We start from the raw sequence: 23,903 nt of genomic DNA, 5'->3' as shown, positions 1-23,903 counted from the left end.
GATTTCGTTCCCTTAATTAAAAATTAATCATTCAACATTCAAAATTACCACCCCCCTCGGTACCCCCTCGGATGAAATACGCTGAATCTCAACCGGTTGAAAGGTGTTGGCCAGATCGTCCGGCCCGTCAAAAGTTACGGGGATGTAGTTGTCTGAAAATCCTTTTAAGCGCCCGGAGGTTCGATCACGGGTCTCTTCCACCAGGACGGTCACCACTTTGCCGACATGGCGTGCATAAAATTCCCGGCGTTTTTTCGATCCCAGCCGCCGCATCCTCGCGCAGCGTTTTTTTATCACCGGTGCGGGAACCTGGTCCTTAAAGGAGAAGGCCGGGGTCCCTTCGCGCGCTGAAAAAGGGAACACGTGCAGGTAGGCCACGGGCAGCGACTGGATCAATGCGTAAGTATTTTCAAAGGCCTCGTCTGTCTCTCCGGGGAAACCGATGAGGGTGTCCACGCCGATGGCGGCGTCAGGCAGCCGGCCGATGATGCGTTGGACCAGCTCCATGAAATAGTCGCGGCCATAGGGCCGGTGCATCCGTTTCAGGATCCCGCCGTCCCCGCTTTGCAGGGGAATATGAAAGTGCGGGCAAAGCCGGCCGGGAGGTTCTTCACCTGATGCGGCAAGGTTGATGATATCGTCGGACAGTTCTGCCGGTTCGATGGAACTGATGCGAACGCGATCGATGGCGCCGGCATCCCGGATGCGGCAAAGCAGATCATATAATCCGATGGCCGGAGTCAGGTCGTGGCCGTAGCAGCCGATGTGGATCCCCGTAAGTACCACTTCCCGATAGCCCAGCCGCCCCAGCTGCTCGATCTGACGCAAGGCCGGGTCCATGGGCAGACTGCGGCTTCTTCCGCGCGCATGAGGCACAATGCAATAGGTGCAAAAAGCGTTGCAACCGTCCTGAATCTTAAGGAAAGGACGGGTTCGGCCGCCGTGGGCGATGCCGGGCAACACGTCGAATTGGACGATGCCGGCGATGTCCGGGCATTCAACCGGCGTATGATCGCCGGTGCGTTTGGGCATATCGGAATAAATCTGTCGGGGGATCAGGTGTTTGTCCCGATTGCCGACGATGAGATCCACACCTTCGATGGCGGCCAACTCAGCCGGTGCGGTCTGAGCATGGCAGCCGGTGACCACGATGCGGGCACCGGGGTTGGCCCGGACAGCCTGGCGAACGGCCTGCCGGCTCTGCATGGCGGCTTTGCGGGTCACGGTGCAGGTATTGACAATCACGACGTCGGCCATGCCATCGTCACCGATGGCAAATCCGTGATCCGATTCCACCAGTGCATTCCGGATGGCTTCGGACTCGCACTGGTTGACTTTGCAGCCGAGGGTTTTGATGAGGATTTTTTTCATAAAAAATCTGTTTTATTGGTTTAGTTGGTTTGATTGGTTTAGTTGGTTTGATTGGTTTGATTGTTTGACTCACAGCCGACGAACTAACCAATTCAACCAACCAACAAATTCAACAAACAAACTGCTATTCAGCGGCAATCCACCCGCCGCCAAGGACCTCATCGCCCCGGTAAAAAACCGCCCCCTGCCCCGGCGTGACCGCAGTCTGGGGACGATCGAACCGGACCACAGCACCGTCATGCCCGACAGGCGACACCATCGAGGGCACGGCCCGGTGACGGTACCGAATTCGCGTATCGGCTGCCATGGGGGTTTGCGGAACACCGGCGATCCAATTGATATCCGATACCCGGCAGCTATTGGCGACCAATTCATCCTTGAATCCGACCACCAGACGATTTCGTCGGATGTCGATCCCGACCACATAGTAGGCTTGGCTCGCCGGACAGTTAATTCCCCGCCGCTGGCCCACGGTATACCGGTGCAACCCGTTGTGGGTGCCCACCCGATGGCCGGCGGTGTTTACGATATCTCCCGGCTGCGGACAAATACCCGCGGTCCGAGTGAGGAACTCGGCATATGAGGCGTCACGGATAAAGCACACATCCTGGCTCTCCTGCCGGGTCAACGGGTGCAGCCCCTTTTCCTCGGCCAGCGCTTTGACTTGCGCCTTGGTCCATGTCCCCAAGGGGAAACAGGCCCGAGCCAGCTGATCCTGGGTGAGGCGGGAGAGGAAATAGGACTGATCCTTGGTTTCGTCTACGCCCCGGCACAGTCGATATCGCCCATCCTGTTGCGCCTCTACCCGCGCATAGTGACCGGTGGCCAGGCGTGAAGCGCCCAATCGACGTGCCTCATCGAACAGCACACCGAATTTTATCGTCGGATTGCACACCAGGCAAGGATTGGGGGTTTCTCCGTTCTGGTAGGCGGCAGTGAAATAATCCACGACCCGGGTCTTGAATTGGGTTTTCAGATCGATGGAGACAATCGGAAGTCCCAGCTGTCGACTAAGCGCCTTGATACCCTCGGAACCCGATTCGACTGGTTTTTCATAACCGGTGAGAAAATGGATGCCGAAAACATCGTTTTCCTGCTGTTTGAGCAGATAGGCGGAAACCAGGGAATCAACGCCGCCGGAAACGGCAATGGCGATGGAACCCGTCATTCAAAAAAAAGCTGGTCGGTAGGACGCACTTCCATGGCCCGCGGCGGGCATGCGGTGACACACAGTTCGCAGACGCTGCACTTCTGCTGATCAAATTCAACCTCCATCTCCGGGCGTTTGATGGACAGAGCGCCCGTGGGACACACGGCCGTGCAGGATCCGCAGTGGGTGCATTTTTTCTCGTTTCGCTTAATTTCCTGAGAGGCGTTCTGTACATCCACCCCCTGGCGTTTCAGGTAATTGACACCATCTTTGAAATTCTTCCGGCTGCCGGATATCTCCAGCACCATGAAACCCTCTTTGCGGGGAAGGATGCCGGCATTGAGGATGTTGAACACCAGATCGTATTCCCGGGCCAGGTTGCAGACCACCGGTTTCTGGACTTCGGTGACCGGAAACCGCAGTTTGAGTATTTTTGAATACACCAGTCTTTCTCCGTAGGATTCTTTACTTTTATTTCCAAGCCATGTAATTTAATAGTTTGATTAATATGTGTCAACCATAACCCGTGCCCATCCGGAAAAGGTCTTTTTGCCCGATATTTGCGTTAGGCTCAAAATTTTATCCTCGGAATATCAACTATATGCCCTCGGTAAAATTTTTCGCATGCCTTGATCTCGGACAAATACCCTCGTTTCGGGCAGGCACGAACTGTTTCTCATGCTTAAACAGCATTTTAAGGCTACATAAAACCACCTCCATGTTTTTCAACCAGAACCCAAATTAATCCATGAACCGTTTCGCATACCGCACCACCGGGCTGGCCATTAAAACCATCGCCGGCCTTGCCCGTGCCCGCATGAATATCCATGGTGAGGAGAACATCCCCAAAGGCCCCACCATTTTTGTGGTCAACCACTTCACGCGGATCGAAACCTTTCTGTTGCCCTACCACCTGCACCGGCTGACTGGAAGGCCGGTGTGGTCGCTGGCTGCCCCGGAACTGTTTGTGGGCCGATTCGGACGTTACCTGGAGCAGTTGGGTGCCGTTTCAACCCAATCGCCGGACCGGGACCGATTGATGGTCAAAACCCTGCTCACCGCCGAAGCCTGCTGGATCGTATTTCCCGAAGGTCGGATGGTAAAAAACAAGAAGATTATGGAAAAGGGGCGGTACATGATCTCCTACGCCGGCGGCAAACACCCACCCCATACCGGAGCCGCCACCCTGGCCTTGAGAACCGAATTCTACCGCCAGCGTATTGCAGAGATGGTCCACGCCAACCCTGAAGAAGCCCAACGGCTGGGAGACCGGTTCGAACTGCCGTCCGTGGACAGTATCAGCGGGCAGCCCACCTGCATCGTACCGGTAAACCTGACCTACTACCCGCTGCGGGCGCGGGACAACGCTTTGAGCCGACTGGCCGGGCGAGTGATGGAGGATCTGCCGGACCGGGTGGCTGAAGAGATCATGACCGAGGGAGCCATGCTGTTGTCCGGGGTGGATATCGACATGCGTTTCGGCAAGCCCATTGAAATCACCGCCTGTCTCTCCTACCAGACCATACAGCGCGATATTCGATCATCGTCACCCATCGGCTTCGACGACCGGATCCCCTCCCGCAAATTCATGAGGCGGGAAGCCTTGAAGATCATGCAGCGTTATATGTCCGCAATCTACCGGATGACCACAGTCAATCACGATCACCTGTTCGCCGCCTGCCTGAAAAAATCGCCGGTCAGCCGCATCAACCCGGAAAATCTGAAACGACGGGTGTTTCTGGCGGCAAAAGAAGGGGCGGTTTCAGGCCGCGTTTATTTCCACAACAGCTTCGACAAAGACCAGGTGCACCTGCTCACCGACGACCGATACCACAAATTTAGTGAATTCGTAGACTTTGCCATGGAAAAAGGTGTGCTGGCATCCGACGGAACGGTTCTGATAAAAAATACCGCCCGTTTGGCCACGATATTCGATTTTCATCGATCCCGGATCGACAATCCCATCGCGGTGATGGCCAATGAAGTCGAACCGATGACCCGACTGCAGCGCCGCATCTCGCGCCTGTGCTGGCAGCCCGGGTTCTGGCTGAAACGCAAAGTGGCCCGGTATCTCATCAGGCGGGAACTGGATGCTTTTAACCGTGATTATGAGACTTTTTCGATTCTGGAAACCTCCAGGCCCCGGGATGTGGGCCGACCCTTTCTGATCAAAGGAGATCGCCGGCGGGTGGGCGTGGTATTGGCCCACGGGTATATGGCGGCCCCGGCAGAAGTGAGAGGCCTGGCCGACTACCTGGGGAAAATGGGGTTTTGGGTCTACGCCCCCCGCATGAAGGGACACGGCACCGCCCCGGAGGACCTGGCCGGCTGCACCTTTCAGGACTGGATCGATTCCATGGATACCGGATATGCCATCATCAGCAACCTGTGCCGGCGGGTGATCGCCGGCGGATTCTCAACCGGTGCCGGCCTGGCCCTGGATCTGGCCCGGCGGATCCCGGAGGTGGCCGGCGTTTTTGCCGTATCCGCCCCCCTGCGGCTGCAGGACATGGCGGCCCGTTTCGTTCCGGCCGTGGATGTGTGGAACCGCTTCATGGAACGATTTAACCTGGATGAGGCCAAAAAGGCCTTCGTGGACAACCATCCGGAAAACCCGCACATCAACTACTTCAAAAACCCCATCTCCGGAGTTCGCGAACTGGAGCGGCTCATGTCTTCTCTGGAGCCGCGACTGCCGCAGATCAAGGCCCCGGCGCTGGTGATCCAGTCGCGCGAAGATCCGGTGGTCAACCCCAAGGGAACCGAAAAAATATTTAAACTGCTGGGTTCGACGGACAAGCAGATGGTGCTGTTCAACTTCCAGCGCCACGGCATCCTGCTGGGAGAGGGTTCCGAACGGGTGTACCGCGCCATCGGCGATTTTCTGGATCACATTCGCCGGCAGCCCCGGTTGGCCCCTGCGCCTGTCGAAGAAGCGCCCGACACGGTGCCGCTTCCGCAGACTGAAGAAACCAATTGACCGAGAATCCAGGAGCCAGGAGCCAGGAGTCAGGAGTCAGGAGTCAGGAGCCAGGAGCCAGGAGCCAGGAGTCAGAAGCCAGGAGTCAGAAGCCAGAAGTCAGAAGCCAGGAGTCAGAAGCCAGGAGTCAGGAGTCAGGAGTCAGGAGTCAGGAGTCAGAAGCCAGAAGGAAATGAAGTCGCTCCGAGCCGGCCATTTTATACGATTGACTGAGCCAAAGGTGAATCCTTCCCCTGAATTCTGAATTCTGACTTCTGACTACTCCGACATCACTTGCAGGTATCGCCGATACGATCAGACCTCAGCAAAGCTAAGCAAACAAGACCCAACGGAATCATTGCCCATGAACTGGATCGCCTGGACCATTCTTTTATTTCTCATCGCCGATTTTTTGCTTCGCCTGGCGGCCGACCGGTTAAACCTCAACGCGCTCTCCGATGAAATACCGGAATCATTTACAGGGGTTTTCGAGCCGGAGAAATACCGACAGACGCAAGATTACCTGCGGGCCAATACCCGCTTCGGGCAGATTGCCGCTGCCGTGGATTTGCTGGTCCTGGTCGTCTTCTGGTTCGGCGGGGGGTTTGCGTTCGTGGACCGATGGACCCGTTCGTTCGGTTGGGGCCCCCTGGCCGCGGGTTTAACGTACATTGGCGTTCTTGCAGGACTGAAGACCCTGATCGACCAGCCTTTCAGTCTTTACGCCACCTTTGTGATCGAACAGCGTTTCGGATTTAACCAAACCAGCCTGGGCACCTGGATAAAGGACCGGTTCAAAGCCCTGCTCCTGGCCATGCTCTTTGGCATCCCGCTGCTGGCCGGCGTATTGGCCTTTTTCCAATATGCCGGCGCATCCGCCTGGATCTGGTGCTGGGGGCTGGTCACCCTGTTCATGATCGTGGTCCAGTTTATCGCCCCGGCCTGGATCATGCCCCTGTTCAACCGGTTCGATCCCTTGGAGGCAGGCGAACTTAAAGATGCCATCATGGCCTGTGCCCGCACCATCAACTTCTCTCTGGACAATGTCTATGTCATGGACGGCTCTAAACGCTCATCCAAATCCAATGCCTTTTTTACAGGGTTCGGCCGGCACCGGCGCATCGTGCTCTTCGACACCCTCATCGCCCGCCACACCACGGACGAACTGGTGGCTGTACTGGCCCATGAAATGGGACATTACCAGATGCGGCACATTCTGAAGATGATGGCACTCAGCATTCTGCAGACCGGCATGCTGCTATTTCTCATGTCCCTGGTCATCAACACGCCGGCATTGTTTGAAGCATTTTACGTTCAACAACCGTCGGTTTACGCCGGGCTGGTGTTCTTTGGCCTGCTCTATGCGCCGGTGGACTTTTTTCTGGGGATGATCATCCACTACGTTTCCCGCCGGCACGAGTTCGCGGCAGACCATTTTGCCGCGACCACCACCGGGAACATCCGCCCCATGGTTGACGCCCTGAAAAAACTCAGCGTCCACAACCTGTCCAATCTGTCTCCTCACCCGCTTTATGTATTCCTGAACTACTCTCACCCACCGGTGCTCCAGCGGATTGCGGCACTTGAAGAAGGAAGTCAGGGGACTCAGCCGCCGTCAATCTACCAGGTTTGATTGGGAATGAAACAGTGATCCAACGGCTGAATACGCAACGTGAGGGTGGAAAAAATGAACATCAAACATCCAACGTTGAACATTGAACGTCGAATGCTGAGATCGCTTCGCTCCATCTGATCCTAAAAAAGATAGTATACCTTATTCGACGTTCGATGTTGGGTGTTCGATGTTGGACGTTCTGCTATTTGATTACGGGCATTGAAGATGAAAATCCGACTCCCGGCCTCAATTTTTTTCCGCTATCCATAAAAATAAGAAAGCCGGCCGCGATGCCTGAAGCATCGAGCCGGCTTTCATTTCCAATCAGTCCGGTATCAAGCGTTTTTTGGATCCTGAATCAGCATGGTCGACGGATCCAGCAGTTGGTCGCAGGCTTCTGCATCCTCGGGTCCACCCTTTAAACAGCGGATGTGAATTTTCTTTCCTTCGGGCTGCAGTTGGATGGCTGCGTCGAACAGATCGGCAACGCCTGACAATTGTACCGGCAAACCGTCCACATCGGGCGTTTCGTGCCTGTGCGTGGTAACGGTGAACCACAGGTGGAGACGATGGTTCTCTGAAAAGGCTTTCAATCCTTCCAGCGGAGTTCTCAAGCTCTCATCAAAAGGCAACCCGTCGATAATCACCATATGGGGATTGAAGATCTGTTGCTCGGTGAGGTCCTTGACCCGTTCTTCCAGTTTGGGCACGCTGAATCCTTCCACCTTGAAAGTCATGATAAACCGATGCATCTGGATGGATTCCCACAATTCCTTGATCTGCCGCACATGGTACTGGTTGGCCAAACTGGTGAGTACCTCTTGGTACCACAGACTCACCTTGTCCACGGGTTCGTTAAGGCTCACGTGGAGTACATTTTTCTGCTGCAGCATGCTATTGAGGGCCACCTGAACGATCAGGGCGGTTTTCCCCACGCCGGCACGGGCCAGTACAGCCCCGAAGCCCCCTTGCGGAACAATTGCCTCGTTTTCGTGGCCCATCAGCCTCAGTGGGTTTCTGAGGATCAGGTCGTTTTTGAGCATATCCAGGTTCCTCTCTTTCAAATTTATGACCCTGGCCCTGTTGCGCCGATCCTTGATCTGACAGGGCTTTTTAATACATGGCCCGTCTGCGGCTGATAAGGCAGGGGATGCGTATGCACGTGTCTGTGCCCGCTTCCGGGCATTTCGCCATTCTTCCGTATCTTCTGTCGTGATCACCGAACCCATTAGGCGACGTTCTTTTTCTCTTCCTGACGTTTTTTGGCGATCTCTTCGGAAATGGACTGGGGAACCTGCCGGTAGGTGGCAAATTCCATGGTAAACTGGGCCTTACCCTGGGTCAGGGAACGCAGCACCGTCGAATACCCGAACATCTCAGCCAGAGGCACCTGGGATTCGATGACGCACATGGGCCCCTCGTCCTGGGAGCCGACAATCATGCCGCGGCGCTGGTTCAAAGAACCCATGACCCCACCCTGGAATTCGGTGGGGGTCTCCACGGCCACCTTCATAATCGGCTCGTGAATTACCGGTGCGGCTTTCATGTAACCCTCCAGAAAAGCACCGCGGGCGGCCGCCTGAAAAGCCATCTCCGACGAATCCACACTGTGGGAGGCGCCGTCATTGATCACCACCTTGACGCCGGTGACCGGAAACTCCATTTTGGGCCCCTTGGCCAGGCAGTTCCTGAAGCCCTTTTCGCAGGCCGCAATAAATTGGGTGGGAATGGACCCGCCGGTCACTTCGTTGACAAAGGAAAAATCTTCCCCTTCCACCGGCTCCACATAGCCTGCCACACGGCCGTACTGGCCCGAACCGCCGGTTTGCTTCTTGTGGGTGTAGTTGAATTCGGCCCGGCGGGTAATGGTCTCCCGGTAAGCCACCCGGGGCGCGCCGCTGGTCACCTCGGCCTTATACTCCCGCCGCATCCGTTCGATATATACTTCCAGATGGAGTTCACCCATGCCGGAGATGATCGTGTCACCGGTTTCTTCGCTCACGTAGGTACGAAAGGTAGGGTCTTCCTTGGAAAAGCGATTCAACGCCTTGGACATATTGACTTCCGACTTGTTGTCCTTGGGCACAATCGCCAGGGAAATCACCGGCTCCGGCACGTACATGGAAGTCATGGTCAGATTTACGCTGCGGTCGGTGAAGGTGTCCCCCGATGCGCAGTCAACCCCGAACAGCGCACCAATGTATCCGGCGGAGATTTCGGTGATATCTTCCATCTGGTTGGCGTGCATGCGCACCAGACGGCCGATCTTGACCTTTCGGCCGGTACGCACATTCACCACCGTGTCGCCCTTTTTCAGTGCTCCCTGGTAGACACGGATATAGGTGAGCTGACCGTATTGGCCGTCCTCCAGCTTGAAAGCCAGCGCGACAGTGGGCTTGGTGGCGTCTGAGGTCAGGGTAACCTGGGCCTCGTCTTGGTCCAGATCCAGGGCCTGGTTGGCCACATCCGCCGGGCAGGGCAGCAATTGGGTGACCGCATCCAGAAGCGGCTGAACCGCTTTGTTCTTATATGCGGAGCCCATGAATACGGGGGTGATCTTCCGTTCCAGGGTTCCCTTACGCACGGCGTCGATGAGCATCTCTGGCGAAATGGGTGCCTCTTCAAGGACCGCCTCGGTCAGTTCATCGGAAAACATGGAAGCGGCATCGATGAGCGCTTCCCGTTTCTCATTGGCCAGATCCAAGAGGGATTCAGGGATCTCCTCCACACGGATCGTTTCGCCGTTATCGCCGTCAAAATAGAGTGCTTTCATGGTCACCAGATCCACGACGCCTTCATGGTCGGCCTCGAGCCCCACGGGAATCTGCATGGCCACGGCGTTGTGGCCCAGCTTCTCCTTGAGCTGGCTGACCACCCTAAAGGGGTTGGCGCCGCTGCGGTCGCATTTATTGATGAATGCAATGCAAGGGACCTTGTAACGCTTCATCTGCAGATCGACGGTAATGGACTGGCTTTGAACCCCACCCACTGAACAAAGCACGAGGATCGCGCCGTCCAGTACGCGCAGGCTGCGCTCGACCTCGATGGTAAAGTCGACATGGCCCGGCGTATCGATGATGTTGATTTCATGTTTATTCCACTCGCAGTAGGTGGCCGCGGAGGCAATGGTGATCCCCCGCTCCTTTTCAAGCTCCATGGAGTCCATGGTTGCCCCGACCCCGTCTTTGCCCTTCACGTCGTGGATGGCATGGATGCGCTTGGTGTAGAACAGAATCCGCTCGGTTAGCGTGGTTTTGCCTGAATCGATGTGGGCGCTGATTCCGATATTTCTGATTTTCTCGATGCGTGTTGCCATGTTGTCCTCTGTTTATGAGCGCTTTTCCTGACCGGTCGATGCGCTCGGTCTTTGTATTAAGGTATAATAAAAAAAGATCCCGCATTTGGCAATGACCGCACCATATGTGGGACCTTCGACTACCGATCAGTTTGCTGGTGCGCTAATATAGTGTTGTTGCAGCGGATGTCAACAAAAAATCTTATCGCAACCACGTATTGACGAAACGATGGCATCCGGTCTATGGATACTCATGAATTGACTGCACGAAACCACATAAAAAAGGCGTCTTCCTGATCTTCCCCTCATATGTGGACTTCAGGCGACATCGGCCGGAAATGACCCGTACCCTCAGCATGGACGATTTAACAGCGGAAAACAAGCTCCTTCGGGAAAAGCTGCGGCTTCTGGAGAATGAAAAAGAGGTCTGGCGCAAAACCCAGTTCATCGCCAATGCGGCCGATCAGCTGCTGACCATGATCGACCGGAAGTACACATACGAAAGCGTCAACCAGGCTTATTGTCGGGCCCGGGGGCAGCGGCACGAAGATGTCATCGGTAAAAGCGTCGCCGCCGTCTGGGGGCAGACTCAATTCGACTCGATTATCAAACCCAAGCTTGACCATTGTTTTGCCGGAAATGTGACCAGCTCTGAAGACTGGTTCAAGTTCGACGGCAGAGAACTGCGGTGTTATCAGGTCACCTACAATCCCTATCGGGACGATAGCGGCCAGGTCACCCATGCCGTGGTGGTCACCCACGACATCACCGCCCGGAAGCATGCGGAAGCCGGGATGAAAAAGGCCAACGACCGTCTCGAAAGGCGGGTGCAGGAGCGTACCGAGGCTCTGGAGCAGGCCAACAATCAACTTCGCAATGAAATCGAAGAGCGCAAGCGGGTAGAGAAGGCCCTGAGGGAAAGCGAGGACCGATACCGCTCCGTTTCCCGGGATATGCCGGCCATGGTCTGCCGGTACCTGCCCAACGGCGATCTTACCTTTGCCAACATTCGGTTCAAGAACCACTTTCAGCTTTCCGACAAAACGCTCTTGGATTTCAATGTTTTCACTTTTATTCCCGACAACGAGCGGCAGCGCATGAAAAATCGACTGCAGCGCCTTCGTCCGGAAAAACCCATGGTCATTTACGAACAGTGTACCCGAACCGAAATCGGCGATATCCTGTGGCGACAGTGGACCGACCGTGCCCTGTTCGATGAAAAAGGCCATGCCATGGAATACCAGAGCGTCATCATCGATATTACCGAGAAAAAAAATGTTGAAAGCAAACTCCAGCAGGCGCAGAAGATGGAAGCCATCGGTACCCTGGCGGGCGGCATTGCCCATGACTTCAATAACTTGCTAATGGGAATACAGGGAAACATCTCCCTGATGTATCTGGATGTCAACCACTGTCATCCGCTGTACGAGAATATCCACAGTATCGAGCAGCTGGTGGATAGCGGTGCCAACCTGACCCGTCAGTTGCTGGGGTTCGCCCGTGGCGGTAAATATGTGGTCAAACCGGTAAACTTGAACGAGGTGGTTACCGAAACGGCTGCCCTTTTCGGCAGAACCCGAAAATCCATCCGGATCCATGAAACCTATGAACCCAACGTCCGCATGGTCTCCGCCGATCGAGGCCAGATCGAACAGGTTTTGATCAACCTTTACCTCAACGCCTGGCAGGCCATGTCGGAAAAAGGTGATCTTTACCTGGAAACGCAGAATGTCACCATCGACGAAAAATTCGTCAAACCCTTTGAAATCAATTACGGTGACTATGTAAGGATATCGGTCACGGATACGGGGAAAGGAATCGACCCGACCATCTCCCACCGGATTTTCGACCCCTTTTTCACCACCAAGGAGTTCGGCTGTGGATCGGGCCTGGGGCTCGCCTCGGTGTTCGGCATCGTGAAGAACCACGATGGCATTGTTGATTTTGAAAGCCATCCCGGGCGCGGCACCACCTTCAGTGTTTACCTGCCTGTCTCCCAGAAAACCAGCAAAGAGCCGGCACCCGCCCCGAAGGGTATCTTAAAAGGTCCTGAAACCATTCTGCTCGTAGACGATGAGTCCTATATCCTTGATATAGGGGTGAAGATGCTTGAAAAAATGGGATACACCGTAATCAAAGCATCCTGCGGCAATGATGCAATCCGTGTTTTCACCGATTTCCGCCAAAAAATCGACTTGGTGATTCTGGATCTGATCATGCCGGACATCGGCGGCGGCGATGTTTTTGACCGGCTGCGCACGATCCGGCCCGACATCAAGGTACTGCTGGCCAGCGGCTACAGCATGGGCGACGCCGCTGCCATCATCTCGCGGGGATGCAACGGATTCATCCAGAAACCCTTTGGCATGGAAAAGCTCTCCCATGCCATCCGAGAAGTGATTGACAATGGACACCACCAGCCTGCAGTTTGAACAGCGATACCCATTTTGAATGGTGAGTTTTGAATGGTTAATTGATTTAAGGCCGTTAATTCAAAATTTAAAATTCATCACTCAACATTTCCTATCTTCGCCACTGAACTGTGCAGCGACAAAAAGGAACCCTTCACCGCCATGACTGACTCATCGTGCCGTGCAGCGATGCCATCCCCTTCGGCCACGCTCATTCTCGCCCGCAGGCGCGAAGCGGAAATCGAAGTCTATCTGTTGCGCCGCAGCGCCGCCAGCAAATTTATGCCGGGAACCTATGTCTTTCCAGGAGGTAACCTGGAAGCCGAAGACATGAATACGGCCTTCTGGCAAAAACATGTGGATCTTACCGCGGATCGATTGGCCCTGGCTCTGAATGGCGAGGTGGACCGGATGCTGCCCTTTGCCGTTGCGGCAATCAGGGAAACCTGGGAAGAGGCCGGGCTGCTGCTGGCTGCCCCCATGAAAGGATCCTCCGACCCTGAACATGCCGGAAACACCGGCACCCCATTCATCCGGAGAATCCAGGATGGCGGCCTTGCCTTGTCCGTCTCCAAACTGGGGCGCTGGCATCACTGGATCACCCCTGAGATGATGCCGCGACGTTTCGACACCTTTTTTTTTGTGGCACCGGTCGGACAGAATCGACGCTGTCAGCCGGACAACCATGAAACGGTTCACGGCACCTGGATCAATCCCAGAAAGGCACTGACGGAAAACGCACGGGGCACCCTTCCGCTGAGCCCGCCAACCCTGGTGACCCTGCACCAGATGCTGTCCTTCGCCGATTTTGACACCCTGATAGCCGAATCTCGCAGCCGATCCTGGCCGGACCCCATCATGCCGCGGTTGTGGCCCTTGGACCAAAGCGCCCTGATCATCGAGCCCTGGGATCCGGATTACGCCCGTGAAACCGTTTCTGTGGCCGTCGGCCGACTGGAAGCGGACGTCCTGCCGGTGGGCGCTCCTTTTTCACGATTGTGGCGGCATCGGGACATCTGCCGGCCGGTGAGATATAGGGAGTTGGACTGAGTGAGGAATTATTAATTGACGTAATTGAAGATTCAAAACTAATAATTCATAATTTTTTCTCTTCAGAGGCGCTTCAGGCTGATCTTGCCGTCACTGGAGGCAAGCACCTGAAAATAATACTCTCCCATGCGGAACCCCTTGCGGGCCTGATCTTCCTCGACCTGGTGAGGATAGCCGTAGTGCGGGTCCAACTGGAGGACATACAGGTCCATGTGAAGGGTACCGTTGCAGCTGCCGCGATAGACGATGCGGGCACTGTCAACCCGAGCACCATGGTTTTTTTCCAGAAGAATAGATGCGTTCTTTTCCAGAACCCGATCCGCGGGTTGACCGGTCAGCGTGGGAGATGGGTGCCAGTAATATTCCGGATTCCGTGCGCCGACCCACAGGTACCAGACACACCCGAAAAAAAAGAGGCCGCAAGTCAGGAAAAAAACTACCGCCGGCCATTTGTGATTTTCAAAATCGTTCACGAACCGACCACCTTATCACATCCATTGGGAATTCTCTCGCCAAAGGCAAAGTGAAATTAATTATGCCCGACGAACATTTTTTTCAAGTCAAATTTGATGGCCTCGTAAAAAGTCTCCGATGTGTCATTCCCGCGAAGGCGGGCACACGCAGTGAAGCTTTAGCGCTATCTATAACTATTTGAATCTTATGGATCCCCGCCTTCGCGGGGATGACAATAAATCTGAGATTTCGACTTTTTACGATTCCATCAAATTTGAGATAGCGACTTAAAACCGCCAATGGGCGGATTACAAGGAGATCTGATTATTCATGCTACGCGTTTTTCAGACTGACATTGCAGACCCGGAGCAGTTCGTCGTCACGCTTGAGTTGGTACCCGGGCGGGAATCCACCGGACGCTCGGTGGACACGGTCATGGGTATTGCCAAAGATGCCTTCGCCGACGGACGCGTATCCGCGGTTTCCATTACGGACAACCCCGGTGGGAACCCGTCACTGAGCCCCGATGCCATCGGCTATCGAATCTTTTCCATCGGCATGGACGTCATCGTTCACTTCACCTGCCGGGACATGAACCGCGTGGGCATGGAAAGCCGGGCCCTGCAACTGGCCATGATGGGCATGAAAAACATCCTGGCCCTTACCGGCGATTATTCGGGCAAAGGCTTCGGTGGCCAGGGAGCACCCGTATTCGACCTGGATTCGGTAAACCTGCAGATCATGCTCATGCTGATCAGCAAACGGGTCAACGCCGCCGGCGACCCTGACGGTTTTTTCACCGGCTGTGCCGTCTCGCCGTTCAAGCAGTCCGAAGGGGAATGTGTGGCTCAGTATGCCAAGATGAGCCGAAAGGTAGCGGCCGGCGCTCAGTTCGTCATCACCCAATTGGGTTACGATGCCCGCAAGTTCCACGAACTGATCGGCATTCAACGGCACATGGACCTTCAGGTCCCCACCCTGGGATCGGTTTATCTGCTCAGCCCCAACGCGGCCCGCATCATGAACCAGGGGCGGGTGCCGGGCGCAGTGGTCACCGACCCGCTCCTTCGCAGGGTTCAGTCGGAATGGCGGGATAAGAAACAGGGTAAAAACGCTGCCATCGAGCGGGCGGCACGCCTGGGGGCGGTGATGAAGGGCATGGGATATCGGGGCATTCACATCGGCGGAATTCATCGGGACTTTTCCGCGGTGGGGATGATTCTTGACCGCATGGCGCAGATCGAAAACGACTGGCAGGCGTTTATTCCCCAATTCAACTATCCCCAGACCCATGGCTTTTACTCATTCCGGGAAATACCGCCGGATCCGGTTACTTCTCCGGTTTTCGGTCGTCACCCCCAGCCGGTGCCGGTCGTCGACCGGGTGCTGTATCCCCTGATGCGGCATTCGCACAACCTGTTTTTTAATTTCGATTCGCCGTGGACGTCAGTATATCAAAGGGTCTGCAAGACCTTGGACAACGGCATTGCCGGACGGCTGTTCATGCACCTGGCCGAACACCCCATCAAACGCTTGCTGCTGGGGTGTCTGCAATGCGGCGACTGTGCCATCCAGCACGTGGGATTTCTGTGTCCCGAATCGGGATGTCCCAAGCATACCCGAAACGGCGCCTGTGGCGGCAGCCGCCACGGGTTCTGCGAAGTTAACCCGGACCGCCGTTGCGTATGGTTCCGCGCACACAACCGGTTGGCCGCTCATGGGAAAATCATGGAGATGTGTGACGGGTGTGTTCCCCCACGCATGTGGGAACTGAACAACACCTCGTCCTGGCTTAATTTTCACCTGCGGCGGGATCACCAGAGCAACAGCAATGAAATTGCCGGATTCTGCCGTCAGGCGACCTGCCGATTATTGCCTGAGGACGGAAGAAAAATCGAATAATGAATTTTTAATTGTTTATACAATTTAAATACTTTAACTCAAAACTTAAAATTGAGAATTAATTATGAACGTCATCGCAGATCTTTGCATCGTTCCCCTCGGCGTGGGGGTATCCGTGTCACCTTATGTTGCCGCCTGCCAGAAAATCCTCAAGGAAGCCGGGCTGGACATTCAGTTGCACGCCTATGGCACCAACATCGAGGGGGATTGGGATGCGGTGTTTTCCGCCATCCGGCACTGCCACGAAAAGATCCACCATATGGGGGCCCCGCGAATCACCACCACCCTGAAATTCGGGACCCGCACGGACCGGGATCAACACATGGCCGACAAGGTGGAGAGCGTTAAAGCGAAGCTCGGTCCAGCTTAATCAGAAAACGTTTCCTCGCCAACCCGACGATCTTCCGGGTATTCAGGAATACGCCTCAGCCGCCTGTCGTATCCACTGCGCCGATCCCAGCGGGTTCGCCGCTCCCGGTCGCATGGCACCGTGACCAGAAACCGCCGATCCGCGATCCGGCGCCTGCCGCCGTTGTCCGCGACCTCAACGGCCCTTATTTTTTTTTCCACGAGTCACCTCCCCCGCTGCCGATCTTAGCGGATGGGAACCGGGGCACGGGAAGACCATCAGAAAAATCATTTGGTTTCGGCATCCTGCTTGAACTATTACCTAATTTCTTGCCACTGTCAAAATCAATCCTGTTTCCGGCTGACAGACCCTGGCAGCCCGAACCAGAATCGGTAGGCATTAAGAAAAATGTCCAGCAGGGATATACCCCGGGAAAAGCCCGTCATCAGCGGAATTCTGGCCGGCGGGGAGGCGACCAGCATAAGCCCGATCCCCGGCATCCGGTAAAAAAAAGCCGAGGCAACCCGGGCAAAAACAAGATCGTGTTGAATTGGCATCAACCCATTTGCGTATGTGTTGCAGGCATCGCTGCCGGTATCCATGGCATCGACAATAGCAGCCGCCGCTCTCTGACCACTGATGATGGCATGGTAGAGTCCTTCTCCAAGCAGCGGATCCACCAATCCGGCGGCGTCACCGACCAGCAGCACCCGCCCATTGCCGGGTCGATAGCGCCAGCCCCCCATGCCCAGGGGGTAACCGGTGATGCGCGTCGGCATCGGTCTGCCGATTCTTTCCAACGCATAATCAACCAGGTCCTGACGGGTGATCTTAACATCCGGCCTCAAGGTATAAAGTCCCACGTTCAGGTGTCCCTGTTTTGGGAAGACCCAGCCATATCCACCGCTGACCCGCCCGAAATCAAACCCCATGCCCAGGCCCGCGGGAGGTGCCCGGTCCACGATTCCCTCGACGGCAAACCCCCGCTGAAATTTCAAAAATCGCGCCGTCAGTCGCCTGATCCGGCTATTGACACCGTCGGCACCGATTAAAAAGCGGGATCGGATCAAGCCGCCTTCCGTCATCAACGCAACGGTTCGAGGGCTTTCCACAATCTGATCGATGCGTTTCACAACCGCAAAACAGGCACCGGCAGCCACTGTTTTTTTCAGGCAGAAAAAATCGAAGGCCGACCGTTCGACCAGGTGGCAGATGGGATCAATGCTTTTCAGCAGCCTTCGATGGCGCATCCGGCAGCTGACCGACAGGTTGCAGACCGTTTTCTGGATGACCGGGAGGAGGGAATAGCGAAGGGCGCGGGCCGCCTTGATCGTCAGGCCCCCGGCACAGCTTTTCTTTCGGGGGAAGTCGGTCCGGTCCAGAAGAAGTACCCTCAGGCCTTTGACGGACAAGTCATAGGCCGCACTGCAACCGGATGGACCCGCTCCGACGATGACGACATCTGCTGTCAGCGTTGCGCCCTTATAGCTGAATGAGGTTTCATTGCCCATGCAATCTCCGCATTGACTTGACTGACCGGATCTGGCAACAATCAGGACAATAATGGCATTTCCGGCCCCGCCTTTCAACCGGCAGCGGGGTAACGCTATCAGGAAAAGGCTAAATGCTCACGGTTAAAGAAGCGGTTCAAACCGCCATGAATCTTCTCAACGATCTGTATGATACCCGCAAGTTTGAAGACATACTGCTGGAAGCGGTGGAGATGGCCGAAGATGGCCGCCACTGGCAGGTCACCGTGGGGTTTTCACGCAAAGCATTGTCTGAAAATGTCATGGAAGCCATCGGTTCAAAAAAATATATCCGCAGCCGGAAAATCTTTCACATCGATGGCAATAGCGGAGACCTCGTATCCATGAAAGACGCCGACCCGTCCTTTCAGTAAAGCGCCACCATAGAGAACCGGATCTTGGTCAAAGGGTCCTCGGTTCAGCTAGGTTACAACTACCACCGCGGTCAATCCATCACCGATCCTGAAGCACTGAAAAATGCGCTTCCGGCCTATCACCTGCCATCCTGAGGGTTGACCTTCCCATTTTCCCAATCTGCTGTTTCAAACTCCGCGCGTATTTTTTAAAAAGAAACTGATTTTTAAAAAAAATACAGTTATTTTTATTTTAAATCATTAAGTCCAGAGCTATCGATTTTTGAATTTGCTTCATTATGTGTGTTTTGTTTACTAAATTTTAATGGCACATTCGTTGCTGTGTCATTAAAAGCAGAATATGATTCACGATAGTTATCGACAAGCGGGTGGGCCTCATTTAACCAAACAATCGAGCGGAAAGGCCCTGAAAAAGAGATAAACCGATTGAACCGGTAATAAAGGAGAGAAAAAATGCTACACGACCGATCAGTATTCACCCTCATTTTCATTGGACTTTTCCTATTTTTATCAACATCGTTTTCCTTGGCCAGCACTGGCACTGTCAAAATTGCATTAAACTATCCCGAAACGGGTCCCTACTCCATGCAGGGCAAGGACCAATGGAAAGCCGCCAATCTTGCGGAAAATGAAATCAACGCCGCCGGTGGCATTTTAAATCAAAAAATCGAACTGGTCACCTACGACACCAAATCCAGCTCCGAAATTGCAGCCAAGAATGCCGCTTACGCCATCGACACCAATGGTGCGAAGATGGTTTTCGGAGGTTCCTCCAGTGCGGTTGCCGTAGCAGTATCCAAGGTCTGCCAGGAGAAAGGCGTGCCCTTTTTCGGTACGCTGACCTATTCCACCACGGTCACCGGAACCGAGGCAAAACGCCATACTTTCAGGGAATGCTACGATTCGTGGATGGCGGCCAAGGCCATGTCAGCATATTTAAACAAAAATTTTCAGGGCAAGAGATACTTCTATATCACGGCGGATTATACATGGGGCTGGACAACGGAAGCGTCATTGAGAAAATTCAGCGGCACTGAAGACAAATCCGTTCACAAGGGTGTGCTGACACCGTTTCCCACCACCGATTTCACCGCTGCGCTGAAAAAGGCCGATCAGGAGAAACCGGATGTCCTGGTATTGGTTTTGTTCGGCCAGGAAATGGCCAATGCGATTCGTTCGGCGCACAAAATGGGCATGAAGGATCGGATGCAGGTCCTGGTGCCCAATCTGACCCTCGGAATGGCTGAGCGCGGAACCCCCAAAGCCATGCAGGGGGTGGTGGGAACGCTGCCCTGGTGCTGGCAGATCCCGTATACCTACAACTACGAACGAGGCATCAAATTTGTTGAGGATTTCCAAAAAGAACACCAGCGCTATCCCAGTTCCTCTGCCGGTTCCGCGTACACCATCATGTACGAGTACAAAGCTGCCGTTGAACGGGCCGGCACTTTTGACTCGGCCAAGGTCATTAAAGCACTGGAAGGTCACCATTACCAGTTGTTGAAAGATGAACAGGTCTGGCGGGACTTTGATCATCAATCCGTCCAAACGGTATACGTGGTGCGCTGCAAGCCGCGGGACGAGGTGGTAAAGAACCGATACAATCTGGATTATTTCGAAATCATAGACAGTCTCCCGGGAGACATGGCGGTAATTACCCGCCAGGAGTGGAATGAAATCCGTAAAACGGCCGGCAAACCGACACGCCTGGAAAAGCTGCCGGGGGAATAAGTGACCGGCACAATGTTGCCGCAGCCTGTCCTCATCATGTGCGAGGGGTCGCGGATCAAGGTTGCGGATCGTTCATTTTAAGTTCATTCAGCACCACCGGCGGATTCGAACCAGCATTGCAGCATGCGAGGGTAGTATAACCCTGGATAGTCGTTCAGGCGTTCTGGATCTGCATGGTTGGTGGCGTATGTGATCACCAGATCGGCCCCGGTCAGAAAAGGGTGTGATTTAGCGGCATAAATCAAAATACCGGGAATCGACGCTTCTTTCGGGAAATAGAAATCAGTCAATGGCCCCCATGGTCCTTCGGGCCGTGGGGCGATCCGCCATCCCAGGTTGCCGGCACCAAAACCGGTGGTTTGAATCTGAACAAACTGGTTGATCCGGGGGTCGAAATGAACACCAAACTCAGCCTGGGCATCGGCGAACAGCACCGCCGGTTCACCCTCCATCAGCGATTCCCGCTTCCATCCCAGACCCGCACCACACCACCATTCCGGATCACTCAGATCCCCTTCCCCCGCCTGTTCCTCACGCCACCGGGCCAGATAGGCCTGATTGCCGCGTGGGTTGGTGCCATAGGCATAAATGCAGCCCGCATGGCGCAATAGCCCGCCGGTGCCCAAGACCAGAGAAAATTTGCCTCTCGTTTTCAGCACGTCAACGGCCTGCCAGTCTCCGGGAGGGGAATCGGGATTTTCCACCACCACCGCCCGCCAGCCGGCCATGACAAACCCCAGGTCGTTGGCAAAAGGTTCGATGACCGTGAGAAATATCAGCAATTGACGGCCGATGCGAATGCCGTCGCCAGGCCAAAACCAGGTTTGTCCGGATTCGGGAAAAAAGGATGCCGGTGGGTGGGTGCCTGTCTGGTTCCAGAAAAAAGACATCGCGGCCGAAGATGGATCGCGGCCGGTCTGGATTCCGATACTGTTGCGGATCATGTCTGACCGGGAACGATTTCCGCGGCCGTCGGCCTTAATGAGGGTGTCGCCAAACAGCCAGAGCACCCTGCCTTTTCCAAGATCCACGCTGTGGGCGTCGTCAGCCCCCAGCCAGCGGGGGTCCTGGTGAAAGAGACGATCGGCGGCCGGCCATGGGCGGGCCCTGAGGTGAACGGTGGGAGGGTGATTTTGGGTTGGCCATTGACAGGCCAGGGTAGCCCCAACCAGCAGTATCTCCAGAAGCAGAAGGCATCGCCTGCAGCAAATGCGCTTTTTCGAATATAAAAAAACGGTTGTTTTCACTAACAATCCTGCCAAATGGGGTTGGCCGCGGTTCGTTGATGGATCGCTCCCCTCTGCTACCGGTCCGGGTTGCTGCCCGGCGATGCGGACCGGTAGCATCCATTTTTCTCATCCGAACACCTTTTCGATACCTTTTTGGGTCGCATCCACCATCCGATCCGCCTCATCTTTGGTGATCACCAGGGCAGGGGCATAGTATAAGGTAGTGTTGAGTCCGGGAAGGCTGCTGTTGGTTCGCCCGAGCAGCACACCCTCGGCCTTGACGGCATCGATCACCGCACCGACCTGCGCTTCACCGGCCGGCTGTTTGCCCTTTTTATCGGCCACCAGTTCCACGCCGCAGAAAAGGCCCTTGCCGCGCACATCGCCGACCGCGGGGTGGTCCAGCAGCCCCCGGAGTCTGTCGAGTAGGTAGTCGCCCATCACCCGGCTGTTTTCAACCAGGTTTTCAGATTCCATGATGCGGATATTCTCCAGCGACGCCGCCATGACACCGGCGCAGCCGCCATAGGTAGAGATATCCCGGAAAAAATGCATCCGTCTGTCCGGATCGGCCGGATCGTTGAGAAACAAGTCGTAGACATGCTGTTTGACCACCGTGGCGGAGATGGGCTCATAGGCGCTGGCCATGCCCTTGGCCAGGGTAATCATGTCCGGGTCCACGTCAAAATGCTGGTGACCAAAAAATTTTCCGGTTCGTCCAAACCCGGCCACGACCTCGTCGATGACCAGATAGACCCCGTATTTTCGGCATATTTCCTGGATAATGGAGAAATACTCATCCACCGGAATGATGATGCCTCCACCGGCGGTAATCGGTTCCACGATCAACCCGCCCACGCTCTCCGGCCCTTCATTCAAGATAATCTTCTCTACGTCTCTGGCGCACCGGATGTCGCAATCCGGGTAGGTGCTGCCGAAAGGACAGCGGTAGCATAGGCAGTGGGGAATCTGCACGAATCCCTCCGGAAAGGGGCCAAAGTCCTTTTTGCGCTCGGCTTGTCCCGAGGAAGCCAATACGGCAATGGTGGTACCGTGGTAATCCCGGTCCCGGTATAAAATTTTGTATTTGCCTTTCCGGGAGGGGTCGATGGTGGTGGCCTGGCGGATGATCTTGTAGCTTTTTTCGTTGGCCTCGGACCCGCTGTTGGAGTAATAGACTTTGCCCATTGTCGGCAACAGTTCCATTAATTTGCCGGAAAGCTTGATGGACGGGATCGTACCGACGCTGCCAGCAAAGTAGGCCATCTTCTTCATCTGGGCAGCCACGGCATCGGCAATGCTGTCACGGCCAAAGCCGACATTGACGCACCACACACCGCCCGAAGTGGCATCCAAATACTCACGCCCCCGGATATCCGTAAGGATCAATCCTTTGCCCGAAACAATAATCATCTGCTCCTGGTTTTGAAAACATTTGTGGGGTTTAATGTGATGCCACAGATGATCCTTGTCGCCCGCGACCATCTCATCCACGTCGAAGTCCAAAACATGGGACAATGAAGCGTCCATTCAAAACTCCTTTTTAATGGTTTGATATCGGATATATTAAACCCTCCACAAAAATACAAGGTCCGTATCGCCATCCAAAACGTTTGTTTGCTTTCATTTCCTTTTTACCCGCATTGGCATTTGACATGGCAGGGTATCTTAGGATAACCAATCAGGTGATTCACCGGTTAGGATGCGTCATCTTCCATAGCCCATTCAAACAGACATTCTTTTACGCTGAGGACATACAGGAAGTGAAACCAACCAGTTCTAAAAATGTGCTTAAAGAAGCCATCATCAACTGCCTGTCCGGAATTCCTATCTTCGCTGACTTGAATCCCGCTGAGCTGAATACGATCAGCGACCACATGCACGTATCGCGGTTTGAAGCCGGCGATATCGTCTTTAGCGAAGGCGACCCGGGCGATGAAGTGTGCTTCGTGGTTGACGGCACGCTGGACGTATTGAAGTTATATGACGGCAAGCTTGAAAAGAAAATTGCCGTTAAAGCCCCGGGCGGTTCCCTGGGAGAAATGGCCGTAATAGGCAACTTTTCCCGCACCGCCACAGTCAAATCACGCACCGATGCCACCCTGCTCACCCTGCCACGCCGACGTTTTGATCAGATCTGTGATGAACACCCGGAAATTGGTGTCAAAATCCTGCGATCAATCGCCCAACTGCTTAGCCTGCACCTTCGGGACACGTCCCAGGAACTGTTGGAACTCATATCGCCGAGGAAGTGAAATTCTCTTCTTTGCCGTCATGCCGTTCGATCACGCTTTCATCAAATAAGCCTTAAGGCAGGATAGCCACTGCGTCTTTATGGCGCTTTCTTTTGGCTCCCCGGATAGTGAGCATCTTCATAGAGACGAGGACTCATTTAAGTCTGCCGATCGGATTTAAAACCGGGCTGTCGGAACCACAAATTCCATTGACTTTCAATCCCCATTGGACTAATGGGTTACCCATTGAC

The 23,903-nt window shown here is 54.7% G+C and carries 19 protein-coding genes; 9 read left to right on the top strand and 10 right to left on the bottom strand.

Annotated elements, in window-relative coordinates; translation table 11 throughout:
• Positions 1–27: 27 nt before the first annotated feature.
• From mtaB to ACHZBS_RS23875, 3 genes are all read right to left on the bottom strand, one after another.
• Positions 28–1,371: a tRNA (N(6)-L-threonylcarbamoyladenosine(37)-C(2))-methylthiotransferase MtaB gene (mtaB, locus tag ACHZBS_RS23885; protein ID WP_319408997.1), complete on the bottom strand. Its 1,344-nt coding sequence runs from the start codon at positions 1,369–1,371 to the stop codon at positions 28–30.
• Between the two features lie 124 nt (positions 1,372–1,495).
• Entirely contained in the window at positions 1,496–2,539 is a 1,044-nt protein-coding gene (gene mnmA / locus ACHZBS_RS23880; RefSeq protein ID WP_319408996.1) for a tRNA 2-thiouridine(34) synthase MnmA, read from the bottom strand.
• Positions 2,536–2,964 carry an NIL domain-containing protein gene (locus ACHZBS_RS23875; protein ID WP_319408995.1) on the bottom strand — a complete coding sequence of 143 codons (429 nt, stop codon included), beginning with the start codon at positions 2,962–2,964 and terminating at the stop codon, positions 2,536–2,538. Before ACHZBS_RS23875 ends, mnmA begins: the two co-directional genes overlap by 4 nt.
• A gap of 305 nt (positions 2,965–3,269) precedes the next feature.
• Between ACHZBS_RS23875 and ACHZBS_RS23870 the strand changes: the two genes are divergently transcribed.
• On the top strand, positions 3,270–5,501 hold the full coding sequence (locus ACHZBS_RS23870; RefSeq protein ID WP_319408994.1) for an alpha/beta fold hydrolase: 2,232 nt from the start codon (positions 3,270–3,272) through the stop codon (positions 5,499–5,501).
• A 343-nt stretch (positions 5,502–5,844) separates the two neighbouring features.
• The gene (locus ACHZBS_RS23865; protein ID WP_319408993.1) at positions 5,845–7,113 is read left to right on the top strand and encodes a M48 family metallopeptidase; all 1,269 of its coding nucleotides are present in this window, start codon (positions 5,845–5,847) and stop codon (positions 7,111–7,113) included.
• A 317-nt stretch (positions 7,114–7,430) separates the two neighbouring features.
• On the opposite strand, the gene ACHZBS_RS23860 is transcribed toward ACHZBS_RS23865, so the two are convergent.
• Complete coding sequence (locus tag ACHZBS_RS23860) at positions 7,431–8,138, bottom strand: AAA family ATPase (RefSeq protein WP_319408992.1); 708 nt, start codon at positions 8,136–8,138, stop codon at positions 7,431–7,433.
• Positions 8,139–8,323: 185 nt separating this feature from the next.
• A complete protein-coding gene (fusA, locus tag ACHZBS_RS23855) occupies positions 8,324–10,411 on the bottom strand; it encodes an elongation factor G (protein WP_319408991.1) in 2,088 nt (695 codons plus the stop codon).
• A gap of 317 nt (positions 10,412–10,728) precedes the next feature.
• Between fusA and ACHZBS_RS23850 the strand changes: the two genes are divergently transcribed.
• Together ACHZBS_RS23850 and ACHZBS_RS23845 are read left to right on the top strand one after the other, a co-directional pair.
• Positions 10,729–12,822 carry a PAS domain S-box protein gene (locus ACHZBS_RS23850; RefSeq protein WP_319408990.1) on the top strand — a complete coding sequence of 698 codons (2,094 nt, stop codon included), beginning with the start codon at positions 10,729–10,731 and terminating at the stop codon, positions 12,820–12,822.
• 141 nt (positions 12,823–12,963) lie between these two features.
• Positions 12,964–13,851, top strand: coding sequence for an NUDIX domain-containing protein (locus tag ACHZBS_RS23845; protein WP_319408989.1), 888 nt, complete (start codon positions 12,964–12,966; stop codon positions 13,849–13,851).
• A gap of 62 nt (positions 13,852–13,913) precedes the next feature.
• Here ACHZBS_RS23845 and ACHZBS_RS23840 read toward each other — a convergent pair whose 3' ends face one another.
• Positions 13,914–14,324 (bottom strand): hypothetical protein, encoded by a 411-nt coding sequence (locus tag ACHZBS_RS23840; RefSeq protein ID WP_319408988.1) that lies wholly within the window; start codon positions 14,322–14,324, stop codon positions 13,914–13,916.
• 310 nt (positions 14,325–14,634) lie between these two features.
• On the opposite strand from ACHZBS_RS23840, the gene ACHZBS_RS23835 reads away from it, so the two are divergent.
• Both ACHZBS_RS23835 and ACHZBS_RS23830 read left to right on the top strand, forming a co-directional pair.
• On the top strand, positions 14,635–16,206 hold the full coding sequence (locus ACHZBS_RS23835; protein ID WP_319408987.1) for a methylenetetrahydrofolate reductase C-terminal domain-containing protein: 1,572 nt from the start codon (positions 14,635–14,637) through the stop codon (positions 16,204–16,206).
• Positions 16,207–16,270: 64 nt separating this feature from the next.
• A complete protein-coding gene (locus tag ACHZBS_RS23830; RefSeq protein WP_319408986.1) occupies positions 16,271–16,576 on the top strand; it encodes an MTH1187 family thiamine-binding protein in 306 nt (101 codons plus the stop codon).
• Here ACHZBS_RS23830 and ACHZBS_RS23825 read toward each other — a convergent pair.
• Together ACHZBS_RS23825 and ACHZBS_RS23820 are read right to left on the bottom strand one after the other, a co-directional pair.
• Complete coding sequence (locus ACHZBS_RS23825) at positions 16,573–16,776, bottom strand: hypothetical protein (protein ID WP_319408985.1); 204 nt, start codon at positions 16,774–16,776, stop codon at positions 16,573–16,575. The genes ACHZBS_RS23830 and ACHZBS_RS23825 overlap by 4 nt on opposite strands.
• Positions 16,777–16,899: 123 nt before the next feature.
• On the bottom strand, positions 16,900–18,066 hold the full coding sequence (locus ACHZBS_RS23820) for a geranylgeranyl reductase family protein (RefSeq protein ID WP_319408984.1): 1,167 nt from the start codon (positions 18,064–18,066) through the stop codon (positions 16,900–16,902).
• A 113-nt stretch (positions 18,067–18,179) separates the two neighbouring features.
• Here ACHZBS_RS23820 and ACHZBS_RS23815 point away from each other — a divergent pair, with 113 nt between their 5' ends.
• A complete protein-coding gene (locus ACHZBS_RS23815; protein WP_319408983.1) occupies positions 18,180–18,458 on the top strand; it encodes a hypothetical protein in 279 nt (92 codons plus the stop codon).
• Positions 18,459–18,911: 453 nt separating this feature from the next.
• A complete protein-coding gene (locus tag ACHZBS_RS23810; RefSeq protein ID WP_319408982.1) occupies positions 18,912–20,189 on the top strand; it encodes a substrate-binding protein in 1,278 nt (425 codons plus the stop codon).
• A gap of 83 nt (positions 20,190–20,272) precedes the next feature.
• Here ACHZBS_RS23810 and ACHZBS_RS23805 read toward each other — a convergent pair whose 3' ends face one another.
• Together ACHZBS_RS23805 and ACHZBS_RS23800 are read right to left on the bottom strand one after the other, a co-directional pair.
• Positions 20,273–21,436 carry a DUF4185 domain-containing protein gene (locus tag ACHZBS_RS23805; RefSeq protein ID WP_319408981.1) on the bottom strand — a complete coding sequence of 388 codons (1,164 nt, stop codon included), beginning with the start codon at positions 21,434–21,436 and terminating at the stop codon, positions 20,273–20,275.
• Positions 21,437–21,544: 108 nt separating this feature from the next.
• A complete protein-coding gene (locus ACHZBS_RS23800) occupies positions 21,545–22,948 on the bottom strand; it encodes an aminotransferase class III-fold pyridoxal phosphate-dependent enzyme (protein ID WP_319408980.1) in 1,404 nt (467 codons plus the stop codon).
• A 233-nt stretch (positions 22,949–23,181) separates the two neighbouring features.
• Here ACHZBS_RS23800 and ACHZBS_RS23795 point away from each other — a divergent pair, with 233 nt between their 5' ends.
• Positions 23,182–23,673: a cyclic nucleotide-binding domain-containing protein gene (locus ACHZBS_RS23795; protein WP_319408979.1), complete on the top strand. Its 492-nt coding sequence runs from the start codon at positions 23,182–23,184 to the stop codon at positions 23,671–23,673.
• Positions 23,674–23,903: the final 230 nt, after the last annotated feature.

Origin of the sequence: uncultured Desulfosarcina sp., from assembly GCF_963664155.2 — a bacterium.
GTDB lineage: Bacteria > Desulfobacterota > Desulfobacteria > Desulfobacterales > Desulfosarcinaceae > Desulfosarcina.
The sequence above is the reverse complement of the archived record's forward strand: the minus strand, read 5'-3'. Positions and strand labels throughout refer to the sequence as shown.